Origin of the sequence: Chryseobacterium sp. YIM B08800, assembly GCF_026163565.1 — a bacterium.
In the GTDB taxonomy this organism is placed as follows: domain Bacteria; phylum Bacteroidota; class Bacteroidia; order Flavobacteriales; family Weeksellaceae; genus Chryseobacterium.
This window is the reverse complement of record NZ_JAPDKN010000026.1, coordinates 15,155-27,788: the sequence shown is the minus strand read 5'-3', so window position 1 is coordinate 27,788 and position 12,634 is coordinate 15,155. Positions and strand designations below refer to the sequence as shown.

Here is a 12,634-nt window from a genome sequence, read left to right as displayed (position 1 = left end):
AAATCATGATTTGGCAAGGAAGATTAGACGGTGAAGAACTACTTTATCACAGAATATTTCAGAGAGTAAAAGCAGAGAATAATTACGATTTGATTTCAACTAACGATTTCGTTTTACACGGATTTGCCGTTGACGAAGGCGTTCGCAGAAATAAAGGAAGACAGGGCGCAAAAGACGCTCCTGATGTTATTCGAAAAAATATGTCTAATTTTCCTGTGATTCGTCCGGATTTTTCACTTCTTGATTTTGGAAATATTACCTGTGAAGACGGAAATCTTGAAAATATCCAAAATGAATTGGCTAAAAATGTTTCTAAAGTTTTGCTAAAAGGGGGAAAGTCTTTGGTTCTTGGCGGTGGTCATGAAGTTACTTTTGGTCATTACCGCGGTGTGAAAACTGCTTTTCAGGAACAGAAAATTGGAATTATTAATTTTGATGCACATTTTGATAACAGACAACCTGAAAATGGAGTAGGAGCAAGCTCCGGAACAGGTTTTTGGCAAATTGCTCAGGAAGGTCAAATCAATTCTTTGCATATCGGAATTCAAAGAAACTCAAATACTTTGAAGCTTTTTGATACAGCTCATCAGTTGGGAATGAAATATATTCTGGCGGATGAATTGTTTTTTGAAAACCTTCCTTCAGTCTATGAAAGAGTTAACGAATTGGCAGAAGCGGTAGACTTTCTTTATATGACGATTTGTATGGATGTCTTCAATGCTTCAATTGCGCCGGGAGTTTCTGCTTCGGCTTACAACGGGATTTTTGCAGATGCTGCATTTATGCATTTGTACAGACATATTCTTAGAAATGAAAAATTAATTGCCTTGGATATTGCAGAAGTAAATCCTGGTCTTGATATTCAGGATCATACCGCAAGATTGGCTGCGAGTCTGGCGAATGAATGGTTTATGATTTAGAATCTTTGAGAGAAATATTTTTAGTCATTATCAATTTAGTTTTACTGAATTAAATTTGAAATTCTCTTAGCTGTAATAAATACAATTCATAGAATTTATCATTAATTAAATACGATATAAGGAACAATATTTGTTGCCTTAAAAATGCTTAATCCAAAAGCAGAAGATTCGCAATTCTTGAATCTTTAAAAATGGAATTTTTAACATGGAAAATTTAATAGAAAACAAGCTGTTAAAAGCTGACCAAACTTTTCAGGAATGGAAAAAAGTTCCGTTTGAAGAAAAGCAGAAACTTATTGCAAAAGCTGCAGAAATTTTTAAAAATAAAGCTGAGGTTTTTGGTGAATTAATTACTGAGGAGATGAATAAGCCCATTTCTCAAGCCATTTCTGAGGTTGAGAAATCTGCTTTAATGATGAATTATTATGCGGATGCTGAAAATATCTTAAGCCCGGAAAAAATAGAATCTGAATATAAAATTTCAGAAATTCATTATGTTCCGAAAGGGGTAATTTTAGGAGTAATGCCCTGGAATTTTCCTTTTTGGCAGGTTTTAAGATTTGCAACGCCTGCAATTTTGGCAGGAAATACTGTCGTTTTAAAACATGCATCCATTTGTTTCGGAAGCGGAAATGCTATTGAGAAAGTTTTTATTGAAGCCGGTTTTCCTGAAGGCGTTTTCCAAAATCTTGAAGTAGGGCATGGTGAAGTAAAAGAAATTTTAGAACATAAAACCATTAAAGGAGTAAGCCTTACCGGAAGTGAAAAAGCCGGAGCTGAGGTTGCTGCCACTGCGGGAAAAAATATCAAAAAATCTTTGCTGGAATTAGGAGGAAGTGATGCTTTCATTGTTTTAGATGATGCCGATTTGGATGAAGCAGCAAAAGTGGGAGCTTTGGCAAGACTACAAAATTGCGGACAAACTTGTGTTGCTGCAAAAAGATTTATTATTCAAAGAGATGTAGAGTTTGATTTTCTTCCGAAGTTTATTGAAGAATACAAAAAATATGTTCCTGCTGATCCTAAATTAAAAGAAACAAAATTAGCCGGAATGGCAAGACCGGATCTTGCAGATGATCTTGAAAAGCAATATCAGAAAGCTTTAGATCATGGTGCAGAAGTTATTATTCCTCTTGAAAGAATTTCTGATAACGAATTTATTCCGGGATTAATAAGAGTGGAAGAGGGAAATCCTGTTTTGCAGGAAGAATTATTCGGTCCTTTAGGAATGGTGATGATTGCTCATAACGATCAAGAAGCTTTAGAAATTGCAAACAATATTCCTTTTGGTTTATCTAATGCGGTATGGACGAAAAATGAAGAACGCCAACAGTTTTTTATTGATAATTTAGAATCCGGAACGGTAAATATCAACAGAATGACAAGTTCTGATCCCCGTTTTCCATTCGGCGGAACCAAATCTTCAGGATATGGAACTGAGCTTTCTTTATTAGCTTTAAAAGAGTTTGTGACGGCGAAAACAATATTGGGTAAATAAATTAAGAAAACAGTTTTAGGTTGTTATTTTTTAATTAGTTTTGCCTTTAATAAAAGCAATAACTCATGAAAAAACTAGGTATTCTTACAGGAATATTACTCTTACAAAATGTATTTGCCCAACAAGAAAATTGCAATTTACAAAAGCTTGAATCTAATATTTATAAAGTCAATACTGAAGATCTAAAATGTTTGGCAAAAAACTCAGAGAAAAAGAATACTATATTTTTTACATTTGCCCGCTGGTGCGAACCTTGTCTTTACCATCTTCCAAATTTTAAAAAGATAGAAAAAGATTACAATGTTGATTCTTATGTAATGTTAATGGATGCTGAAGGAAGTAAAATGACAAGATTAGCCATCGACTATGTATTAGAAGACTATCCGGATGCAAAAATTGTTATTTTAAAAGACAGGGAGAAAAAGAATGGCAGAAAATATAAAGATTTTGTAAAAGAAATTACTCCAAGTCAATTTGAAGCTATTTCTGATATGTCTAAGTACATTGTTTTGAATAATTCTGGCGAAGTACAATTGGTAACCAATTGGAAAGATAATAAAGAATACCCTCAATGGAAAGATGACACTTCTACGATAAAAAGAATTGTTTTACCATTATTAGAAAAGAAATAAAAAAACCTCCCGAAAAATTTCGGGAGGTTTCATTTATATCAAAAACAATAATTAAATTGTTGTTAATCTCAATGTATTTGTTTTTCCACCTTCGTAAGACGGTGTTGCATTGATGTTGATTACGAAATCACCGGTTTCAATATATCCGTGATTGTGCGTTAACATATTTACCTGAATGATGGTTTCATCAGTTGGTTTGTTCATATCGTAATAATAAGCACGAACTCCCCAAAGTAGATTAAGCATCGTAATTACTCTCTTATTTCCACTATAAACAATAATGTGAGAGTTTGGTCTGTGCGCCGATAATTGGAACGCTGTATATCCAGAACTTGTTAAAGTTACGATTGCCGCAACGTTTGTACTTTTTGCAATTCTTACCGAAGCAAGACAGATTCTGTTTGTAATGAAACGCTCATCGATACAGTTATAATCTTTTTCGATAGGCTCGTTTTTGTGCTGGTAGAAATTGGTCATTTCAATGTTCTTCACAATTTTCGCCATATTTTCTACCACCTGAACAGGATATCTACCTACAGATGTTTCACCTGAAAGCATTACCGCATCAGCTCCGTCTAATACAGAATTGGCAACGTCATTTACTTCAGCTCTTGTAGGTGTTAAACTGTTAATCATCGTTTCCATCATCTGAGTTGCGATAATTACAGGTTTTGAGTAAAATCTGGCTCTTTCAACCAAATTTTTCTGAATTGCAGGAACTTCTTCCATAGGAACTTCTACACCAAGATCTCCACGTGCCACCATCAATCCGTCACATTCCAATAGAATCTGATCGATATTTTTTACTCCTTCAGGCTTTTCGATTTTAGCGATAATCGGAGTCTTAAATTTACCGTTTGGATGTTTAGCAATCAATTCTTTCAAATCGATAATATCCTGTGCGTGACGAACGAATGAAAGTGCGATCCAGTCTACTTCCATATCCATCATGAAATTAGCATCCTGAATATCTTTTTCAGTAAGTGCCGGAAGCGAAACATTCGTATTCGGAAGGTTTACCCCTTTTTTAGAACTCAATGGTCCCCCTTGAATAGTTTTTGCTTTTACAGTATCAATTTTATTGGTTTCAAGAACTTCTAAAACCAATTTACCATCATCAATCAAAATTCTTTCACCAACATTTACATCTTGAGGAAATTGTTGATAAGTCATGTAAACTTTCGTAGAGTCACCTTCAATTTTTTCGTTGGTAAACGTAAGGATATCACCCGGATTAAGGTATGAACCTTCTTTTACAACACCTACTCTAAGTTTTGGACCCTGTAAATCCCCTAAAATACTTACGGAATAACCGTATTCTTTATTAAGATCTCTGATGATTTCTATATTGGAACGAACTAAATCGTAATCGGCGTGAGAAAAGTTTATTCTAAAAACGTCAACACCCGCTCTCATCAATCCCAACATAACTTCCTTTGAAGAGGAAGCCGGTCCTAGTGTTGCAATAATTTTTGTCTTCTTTAAATACTTATTCATAATACTGTATTATTTGATAGAGCTCTTCTTCAGAACTCAAATTGTAATCTTGAATAGGAAAAGCAAGATTTTCAGCCAGCAAAATTACGGAAAAATCAGGAAACTGTTCCGAACTGTGCAGAATATATTCTACTTCTGGATGATTATTTAATAAAAATTTAATGTTTTCTTCTTCTGCGAAGAGTTCAGTTTGTAATTTTTTTTGATTACTTTCTGAAGATTTGTTGGAGATAAAAGTAAAACAGGTCTTCGTATACTTGTGATAAGCTTCAAACCTGGGAAAATAAAAATCATAATGAGACCCGTGAAAAACAAGGTCTTTTATTCTTGAAAACTTTAAATCGTTGTTTTGATTGATTTTGAAAAAAAACTCATGATCTGGTATATGTTTGACTAATCTTACCAAAGCGATGGTAATATCTTCAAATTCTATATCGTCAAGATCATAAAGTTTTTGGATTTCCAAGTATATTTTCTTTTTTATTTAAAATATAAAATGCTCTTTGTGCAGCCTTTTCTTCTGCTTTTTTCTTTGAAGTTTCTGTGGCATTCGAAATCTTTTCATTCCCCAGCCAAACATGACATCGGAAGACGATCGATTTGTTTACCTGAATTTCTTCACAGGTTTCGTACTTTATATTAAGTTTCTTTTTCTGGCTCCATTCCAGCAAAAGACCTTTGTAACTTACAATTTTATTTTCAAGCTTATTGATTTCTGTTGGCGTAAGGAGTCTATCCAAAACGATTTTTTTACAAATATCGTATTGGAAGTCTAAATAAACAGCACCAATTAGCGCTTCAAAGAGATTTCCTGAAATATTATCTCCCAAAGCGACAGCATGATTGTTTTTTTGTAAAAGATCAGTAAGCTTTAAATCTTCTCCTAATTTATTGAGATTCTTTCTGTTTACAATTTTAGATTTCATTTGCGTCATGTATCCTTCATTCGCTTTAGGATAAGTTTGAAACAAATGGCACGAAACGATTGTACCCAAAACAGAGTCTCCTAAAAATTCAAGCCTTTCGTAATTGCTTTCCTGATTTTTAGAAGAAGTTTTAATTGAAAAAGCCTCACGATAAAAGCTGACATTTTGAACCTCAATCCCTAAAATTTTATTTAGTTCTGTGCTCAGGAAATAGTCTCTTTCCGTAAGTTGTCTTTTTCTTTTTTTGATAAGGAATTTAGAAAAGTATTTCTGTAACTCCATTCAGTAATAATTAGATTTTCTTAAACAGAACGCAAGCATTGTGCCCACCAAATCCAAAAGTATTACTCATGGCAACTTTTACATCTTTTTTTACAGCGTCATTAAATGTGAAATTAAGTCTGCTGTCGATGTTCTCATCATCAGTAAAATGGTTGATTGTAGGAGGTACAACACCATGAATAATAGTTCCTAAAGCAGCAATTGCTTCAATAACTCCGGCTGCACCCAAAAGGTGACCCGTCATTGATTTTGTAGAATTAATCTGAATGTCGTAAGCATGCTCACCCAATAATCTTGAAATTGCGTTTGATTCTGCAATATCTCCTAATGGAGTAGATGTACCATGCATATTGATGTGATCTACTTCATCAGCAGTTAAACCTGCGTCTTCCAAGCAATTTTTCATTACTAAATAAGCTCCTAAACCTTCAGGATGTGGTGCCGTCATGTGATGTGCATCTGCACTCATACCGCCACCTAATAATTCTGCATAAATTGTTGCACCACGCTTCACAGCGTGTTCATATTCTTCAAGAATAATAGAACCTGCACCTTCACCCAAAACAAAACCATCTCTGTCTTTGTCGAAAGGTCTTGATGCTGTTGTAGGATCGTCATTTCTTGTAGATAGTGCCATCATTGCATTAAATCCTCCAACACCACTTGCCGTAACGGCAGCTTCAGAGCCTCCGCAAACGATAACGTCTGCTTTGCCAAGCTGAATAAGCATTTTAGAATCAATTAATGCATTTGCTGATGATGCACAAGCAGAAACTGTAGTATAATTGGGACCATGGAAACCATATTCAATAGAGATATGCCCCGGTGTAATGTCCGCAATCATTTTAGGAATAAAGAAAGGGTTAAATCTTGGGATGTCTGTATTTGCCCAACCCAAAACTTCGGTTTCGAAAGTTTCTAAACCACCAATTCCTGATCCCCAAATCACTCCGACTCTGTTTTTATCAACATTGTCTTCCATGATTCTTGAATGGCTTACTGCTTCTCTTGCAGCAACCAGCCCAAGCTGAGTGTTTCTATCCATTTTTTTAGCCTCTTTCTTATCGAAATGGTCTAATGGATTGAAGTTTTTCACCTCGCAAGCGAACTTGGTTTTAAAGTTTGTGGCATCAAAAAGAGTAATAGGAGCGGCACCGCTCTTGCCTTTTACAAGACTTTCCCAGTATTCATTCGCATTATTACCGACGGGTGTTATTGCGCCAAAACCAGTTACAACTACTCTTTTTAATTCCATAAACTTTGTAAATTTTCTTTGTTGAAGAATATTATTTATTTACTACTTCTTCTATATAAGCGATAGCGTGCCCTACAGTAGTAATTTTTTCAGCTTGGTCATCAGGGATTTGAATGTTAAATTCTTTTTCAAATTCCATGATTAACTCAACTGTATCTAGTGAGTCTGCTCCTAAATCATTTGTGAAGCTAGCCTCAGGAGTTACTTCTGTTTCTTCAACGTCAAGCTTATCAGCGATGATAGCTTTTACTCTTGATGCAATGTCTGACATAGTAAATTATTTTTTTATTGTTAGATGGTGCAAATATATAAAATTCTTTACGATAAAACATTTTTTTAAGCTTTTTTGTCGGTAGAGTGATGATAATTTATTATATTTTGCGGTAGTGTTTTCGTAATCAGTGTTTTATAGTTTTTGTGTTTTTTATTGAGTTTTAAAATATTTTTTAACTTGGTTCTTGTACATTATATGATAATCAAATTATTCATTATGGTTATTTTGATTGATTTTAAAATAGCTTTACTACTAAAAAGCATTGATTCTATATTTTATATTTGCGTTTTAAAATTAATACCCAATGTCAACTGCTTCTCATATGCTGGTTCCGATGACGGATTTTGTAATTGAATACTATTCGCATGAAGGATATGCAGATCTTCATACCCTTAAAGTAATGAATAATTATGCTAATTTTCTCAAGATGCTTTTGTCGCTGGAAATGTTTGTGCCAACAGATCAGCTTGGTAATATCTTGAAAGAACCTAAGAATTATTCAGATTGGAAATCTCTGTCTCATAATAATGAGTTAGACGAAAACGAATCTCCTTCAATGCTTGATGAATATAAATTTTATAATAAAGCAGAAAGTAAGCGTTTGTTTGATGGTTTTGAAGTTGCATACAATGGTTTTTCTGTTGTGAGAATTGTAGCTACTTATAATAAAGATATTGAATTGTCCTTCAATAAGGTTGAAGGTAAATTTCAACAATATACTACTATAGAATCTCTTCTTAATTTTGATGCCGTATTTCTTTCGAAAAAAGCATTAAAAAAGATAGGTTTAAAGACTTAAATTTAAATTATTGAAATAAATAAAAAAACAGAAGCATTTTAAAATGTTTCTGTTTTTTATTTTTGGTGGAGTTGGAGGGACTATATTTTTAAATCTGTTAAAATCTTGATTAATTTATAAATGCTTTGTACAAAGGCTTTTTAAAGTTATTTAATTAAGTTGAATTTATTGAAATTAAACTATATTTGAATTTTTTGGGTACAACTTTGGGTACAACTTTAAATTTTAATCATTTTTAATTATGGCATCAGTAAGTTTTTTTATCAGAGGAAAAGTAGCGGATAAAGAAAGTACAATTTGGGTAAAATTTAGAGACAGGGATATTGATATACGTGTTCCTGTTCCATACTTGAACTGTAAACCGAAAGATTGGAAAGATGGAAAATGCAAAATGCCATCTAAAAAAATGCATAAAGATGATGTGGAAACTATAAACACTCGTCTTTCACAATTAGAAGCTAATATTATTTCAAGTTATACGGAAGATAATCCAGAAATCGATTTAAAAGAATGGCTGAAATCAATTGTAGAACCTACAGCTTTAAAAGCCGAAGATAATAATTATTCGGATGATGTTGTTACTTTTATTGATACTTATATATCTTTAAAAAAAGATAGTGTTACTGAATCGACTATTAAGAAAGCTAATGTTGTTAAGCAATTAATGATAAGATATATAGCGGATAGAAAAATCAGAAAGAAAACATTTAGAGGATTAAAGTTTAAAGATTTAGATAATTCTTTTAGAATTGATTTTGAAGATTATTGTAATAAGGAGAGTTATAAGATTTCAACTACATATCGCAACCTTAAATTCTTAAAAATGATTTGTAAAGTTGCAGGTTCTTTTGATATTGAAGTTCACAAGCATTCGGAATTATGGAAATTTGAAGTTGAAAAAGCGACAAAGCATATCCCAAAATCAATTTACTTAACTTTTGATGAGTTGGATAAAATAGAGCATAAAGAAATGCCACATGATTATTTAGATAATGCAAGAGATTGGCTACTTATCTCCTGTTATACAGGACAACGTGTGAGTGATTATATGCGGTTTAATTCTTCTATGATTGTGGAGGATAGTGAGGGACAGAAATACATTGAATTTACACAGCAAAAGACTAATGCTAAGATGCAAATTCCTTTATTAAAAAAAGTCCAAAATATTTTAGCAAAACGAAACGGAGAATTCCCCCGAAAAATATCGGATGTAAACCTAAATCTTTATATCAAAGAAGTATGTGAGATAGCTGAAATAGATGAGATTGTATATAACGGTAGAACCGAGACAATAACTAAAGATGGAAAAAATATTACTCGTAAAGTTTTTGGTAATTTTCCGAAACATAAACTTGTTACGTCTCATATAGGAAGAAAAAGTTTTGCTTCTAACTTTTATGAGAAAATTCCTACTACTTATTTGCTTAATTTTACGGGTCACACAACTGAGAAACAGTTGTTAGCGTACATTAACAAGACGGAGGTTGAAAAAGCAAAGTCAACTGCAAAAATCTTTAACAGATTGGGTTATTAATATGATAGATTATAAAGATATAAATTTCAAACAAGGAACAGCATTAGATTTCATCATTTATGTAGTAGCATCAGATACGCCACAAACAGATGATACAATACATGGATTTTTCTTTCAAAAATGGAGTAAAAGAGTTCATACTCCCTTTTTTATTGCTAATGATAAAATACAAAATAATATCCATCAATATTATTTAGGATATAATATTACGAATGATGATAAAAGTAAAATTTTAAACCGTGTCAGTCTTGATAGGTTAATCTATTATGCAAATGAATTAGTTTTTGAAAAAATAGAAAATACACATTTTACAGACAATTATTTTGAATACATTGATTCATGTATTGACATCAAAAAATATATTACTACAGATGATAGTATTGATTTTTCTTCAATTGAATTTATAGAAGAAATATATAGTAAGAAAGAAATAGAAGAAATTTTAGATAATGTCAATTTTTTCCTTTCGGAATATGATGAATATAATAAAAATACCGAAGAATTAGAGAGATTAAATGCAAATGCCAAGAAACTCACTTTATCCAATTTAAATGAGTATTTTGAAGAGTATATTAGCCTGAGATTGTTACTTCCAAACATTTTCATCAGCTATTATGCATCATTAGTAAATTTTCTATCGACTAAAGAATTATATAAACTACATAAATTCGTTAAAGAAGTCGAAGCAAATATTAATTCCCCTCTTATAAATAATGTCTCAAGTAAAGTAAAATATCTAGAAAGTTTAATTCGTGATAACGAAAAATTACTCTTTCAGCATTCATTTGAAGTACCACAGTTAGGCGGTTTTTTTGAAAATGTAATGCCAATTCTGACAATTTATGAATCATTATGGGATTATTTACATATTCATTCCCATACGGAATTACTAACATATTTTTATTTAAATGGAATTAATCCTTACGTCTACAAAGAATTTGATTCTGAACATTCGTTATATGGAATGAAATTAAGGTATTTAAATCACTTACTATATGGTGAAAAAGAAACCAATAATGAAGACGATTTAGACGATGAATTTAATCGGTTTGCTGATGTAAAAAGTAATTTTGCCATTTTTTTGAAAAGAAAAAACTTCAATGTTGATGAAATCAGAATAATACTTAATGCTTTATCAGAAAATAGATATAATGAAATTGGTATTAAACATCTAAGTTTAAGCAGAGATATTTACTTTTTCCGTTTTTGCTACTTTTTTTATGTTTTTGATTATTTTGAAGAAATAGAAGGAAACGAATTGAATACAATCATATCCTTTGAAGATATTGTAAACTTCAATAGAAATAACAAGCGTGAAAATAAACAGCAATATCATAAAAACTATATCAATATTAATAATCCAAATAGCAAAGATTATCCATTTGCTACAAAAAGGACGAATATATTCCTGTCAGAAATTGAAACAACTTTAGGAATTCGTAGGGAAAAATTGAAACTAATCCCCGAAATAAAAATAAATTAAAATATTTATCGCTAAAAATCAACATGTTAAATAAAAATCGATAGAAAATATTTTCCCTATAAAATCCCTATTTTCCCTGGTATTGGCTTTGTTACCTATATTTTAAATAAAATTAAAATATAGGTAACAAAGCCATTCAATTAATGCAAATCGATTTAGATTCTTTCGGTCAATTCATACAGAAATTAGTTCGTGAAGAATTAGAAAAATTTAACAAAGGAAACCACAATCTGGAAAACGAGAAACAGTTTTATACTCGTGAAGAAACTGCAAAACTCCTTGATGTCAGTTTGACAACATTGTTTCATTGGAATAATCAGGGTATTTTAAAAGCCAAGAAAATTGGAAAACGTGTGTATTATTGTAAATCTGATGTACAAGCACACCTTAAATCATAAAACTTCTTTTGACAGTTGTTTTTAATATAGTTCTTATAAAATTAAAAAACTGTCTTTCTATTCCCACAAACTTAATTATCAACCTTTGACTTAACCATGGTTTTCCAACTTATGGAATACTACAACTATGTCAAAATTTAATCAAAATTCAAAAAACATGATAGATTTTATAAAAGTTTTTACAAAAGACAAAGATATTCTAGAACAAAACATCAAGCAAAATGATGATTTGGAAACTACTTACGTACTAGATTATAGAACAGGTCAAATATGTTACCCTTGCAGATCCTATCAAAATACAATGGAGGCTCGAATAACAAATAGAACAGGATATATACGAAACTCCTTACATAAGTATCACAATGATAAAAAGGGATTAAAACCTCAGAATCATTCAGATTTCACTTATTGTAATCTTTGTGAAGCAATTTCTATGTTAGAAGCCGATTTTAAGATTAATAGTGCTGAATGTGGAATGACTAATTTAGAGTTTGGATTGAACATTACTCTTTCCAAATCTCCCAAAACCATTATTGACAATCATTTATTGATGTACAATTTTGAAGAATTTAACCAATATGATACTTTTCATGGAAAAGGAACTTATAAACAATATAACAGTTCAGACTATTATATAAAATGTTACGACAAAGGGTTACAGTACAACCTTTCAAAAAAATTACTTCGATTTGAAATCAAAATTATGAAAAGTAGAATGCTCAATAAATTGGGAATCTACAATCTTTCTCATTGTGGGAATAAGGAAGCTTTGAAAATCCTTTTTGATTTACTTATGGAAAGATTTAATGATATGATTATTATAGATGCTATTCCTGAAGCATTAAATATAAATGCCAAAGAACAGCATATTATTAATATGGGAAAAAGTTCTGTTTACTGGAAAGAATTAAAGCTTTCCAAGTCAAAAACCCATTATTATGACAAACGATTAGAATTTATAAATACTTTGGAAAAATATAATTTGTTTACCATCAAACAAGAAATCGAAATGGCTTTAATTCAAAAGTTTCAATTACTCATCAATCATTAAAATTGTACAAATGTCATGTATATATTTTATGACAAACGTTCATTAAAGATTAACCTTCTGTCATATCATAAGACTCTTCCATACA

General features: G+C 31.5%; 13 protein-coding genes. 8 read left to right on the top strand and 5 right to left on the bottom strand.

The window, feature by feature from the left end; genetic code table 11:
• The first annotated feature begins 5 nt into the window (after positions 1–5).
• The 3 genes from hutG (at position 6) to OEW74_RS11070 (ending at position 3,050) form a co-directional block, all read left to right on the top strand.
• On the top strand, positions 6–920 hold the full coding sequence (gene hutG, locus OEW74_RS11080; RefSeq protein ID WP_265428553.1) for a formimidoylglutamase: 915 nt from the start codon (positions 6–8) through the stop codon (positions 918–920).
• 205 nt (positions 921–1,125) lie between these two features.
• Positions 1,126–2,418, top strand: a complete 1,293-nt coding sequence (locus OEW74_RS11075; RefSeq protein WP_265428552.1) for an aldehyde dehydrogenase family protein — start codon at positions 1,126–1,128, stop codon at positions 2,416–2,418.
• A 65-nt stretch (positions 2,419–2,483) separates the two neighbouring features.
• The gene (locus OEW74_RS11070; RefSeq protein WP_265428551.1) at positions 2,484–3,050 is read left to right on the top strand and encodes a hypothetical protein; all 567 of its coding nucleotides are present in this window, start codon (positions 2,484–2,486) and stop codon (positions 3,048–3,050) included.
• 51 nt (positions 3,051–3,101) lie between these two features.
• Here OEW74_RS11070 and pyk read toward each other — a convergent pair whose 3' ends face one another.
• The 5 genes from pyk to OEW74_RS11045 are packed head-to-tail and all read right to left on the bottom strand — an operon-like array spanning position 3,102 to position 7,281.
• A complete protein-coding gene (gene pyk / locus OEW74_RS11065) occupies positions 3,102–4,547 on the bottom strand; it encodes a pyruvate kinase (RefSeq protein ID WP_265428550.1) in 1,446 nt (481 codons plus the stop codon).
• Positions 4,540–5,013: an IPExxxVDY family protein gene (locus OEW74_RS11060; protein ID WP_265428549.1), complete on the bottom strand. Its 474-nt coding sequence runs from the start codon at positions 5,011–5,013 to the stop codon at positions 4,540–4,542. Before OEW74_RS11060 ends, pyk begins: the two co-directional genes overlap by 8 nt.
• Positions 4,991–5,755: a ribonuclease III gene (rnc, locus tag OEW74_RS11055; protein ID WP_265428548.1), complete on the bottom strand. Its 765-nt coding sequence runs from the start codon at positions 5,753–5,755 to the stop codon at positions 4,991–4,993. The genes OEW74_RS11060 and rnc overlap by 23 nt, the downstream gene beginning before the upstream one ends.
• Positions 5,756–5,765: 10 nt before the next feature.
• A complete protein-coding gene (gene fabF / locus OEW74_RS11050; protein ID WP_265428547.1) occupies positions 5,766–7,010 on the bottom strand; it encodes a beta-ketoacyl-ACP synthase II in 1,245 nt (414 codons plus the stop codon).
• A 31-nt stretch (positions 7,011–7,041) separates the two neighbouring features.
• The gene (locus OEW74_RS11045; RefSeq protein ID WP_002976354.1) at positions 7,042–7,281 is read right to left on the bottom strand and encodes an acyl carrier protein; all 240 of its coding nucleotides are present in this window, start codon (positions 7,279–7,281) and stop codon (positions 7,042–7,044) included.
• Positions 7,282–7,588: 307 nt separating this feature from the next.
• Here OEW74_RS11045 and OEW74_RS11040 point away from each other — a divergent pair, with 307 nt between their 5' ends.
• The 5 genes from OEW74_RS11040 (at position 7,589) to OEW74_RS11020 (ending at position 12,549) form a co-directional block, all read left to right on the top strand.
• Positions 7,589–8,083, top strand: a complete 495-nt coding sequence (locus OEW74_RS11040; RefSeq protein WP_265428546.1) for a hypothetical protein — start codon at positions 7,589–7,591, stop codon at positions 8,081–8,083.
• Between the two features lie 241 nt (positions 8,084–8,324).
• Positions 8,325–9,617, top strand: a complete 1,293-nt coding sequence (locus OEW74_RS11035) for a phage integrase SAM-like domain-containing protein (protein WP_265428545.1) — start codon at positions 8,325–8,327, stop codon at positions 9,615–9,617.
• Positions 9,568–11,100, top strand: a complete 1,533-nt coding sequence (locus OEW74_RS11030) for a hypothetical protein (protein WP_265428544.1) — start codon at positions 9,568–9,570, stop codon at positions 11,098–11,100. The genes OEW74_RS11035 and OEW74_RS11030 overlap by 50 nt, the downstream gene beginning before the upstream one ends.
• A gap of 143 nt (positions 11,101–11,243) precedes the next feature.
• Complete coding sequence (locus OEW74_RS11025; protein WP_265428543.1) at positions 11,244–11,498, top strand: helix-turn-helix domain-containing protein; 255 nt, start codon at positions 11,244–11,246, stop codon at positions 11,496–11,498.
• Between the two features lie 157 nt (positions 11,499–11,655).
• Positions 11,656–12,549 (top strand): hypothetical protein, encoded by an 894-nt coding sequence (locus OEW74_RS11020; protein WP_265428542.1) that lies wholly within the window; start codon positions 11,656–11,658, stop codon positions 12,547–12,549.
• Positions 12,550–12,634: the final 85 nt, after the last annotated feature.

Coding starts and splice junctions, on each gene's coding strand:
- hutG (WP_265428553.1), top strand. CDS start 6: ATGATTTGGCAAGGAAGATTAGACGGTGAAGAACTACTTTATCACAGA.
- OEW74_RS11040 (WP_265428546.1), top strand. CDS start 7,589: ATGTCAACTGCTTCTCATATGCTGGTTCCGATGACGGATTTTGTAATT.
- OEW74_RS11035 (WP_265428545.1), top strand. CDS start 8,325: ATGGCATCAGTAAGTTTTTTTATCAGAGGAAAAGTAGCGGATAAAGAA.
- OEW74_RS11025 (WP_265428543.1), top strand. CDS start 11,244: ATGCAAATCGATTTAGATTCTTTCGGTCAATTCATACAGAAATTAGTT.
- pyk (WP_265428550.1), bottom strand. CDS start 4,547: ATGAATAAGTATTTAAAGAAGACAAAAATTATTGCAACACTAGGACCG.
- OEW74_RS11045 (WP_002976354.1), bottom strand. CDS start 7,281: ATGTCAGACATTGCATCAAGAGTAAAAGCTATCATCGCTGATAAGCTT.
- OEW74_RS11020 (WP_265428542.1), top strand. CDS start 11,656: ATGATAGATTTTATAAAAGTTTTTACAAAAGACAAAGATATTCTAGAA.
- OEW74_RS11070 (WP_265428551.1), top strand. CDS start 2,484: ATGAAAAAACTAGGTATTCTTACAGGAATATTACTCTTACAAAATGTA.
- fabF (WP_265428547.1), bottom strand. CDS start 7,010: ATGGAATTAAAAAGAGTAGTTGTAACTGGTTTTGGCGCAATAACACCC.
- OEW74_RS11075 (WP_265428552.1), top strand. CDS start 1,126: ATGGAAAATTTAATAGAAAACAAGCTGTTAAAAGCTGACCAAACTTTT.
- rnc (WP_265428548.1), bottom strand. CDS start 5,755: ATGGAGTTACAGAAATACTTTTCTAAATTCCTTATCAAAAAAAGAAAA.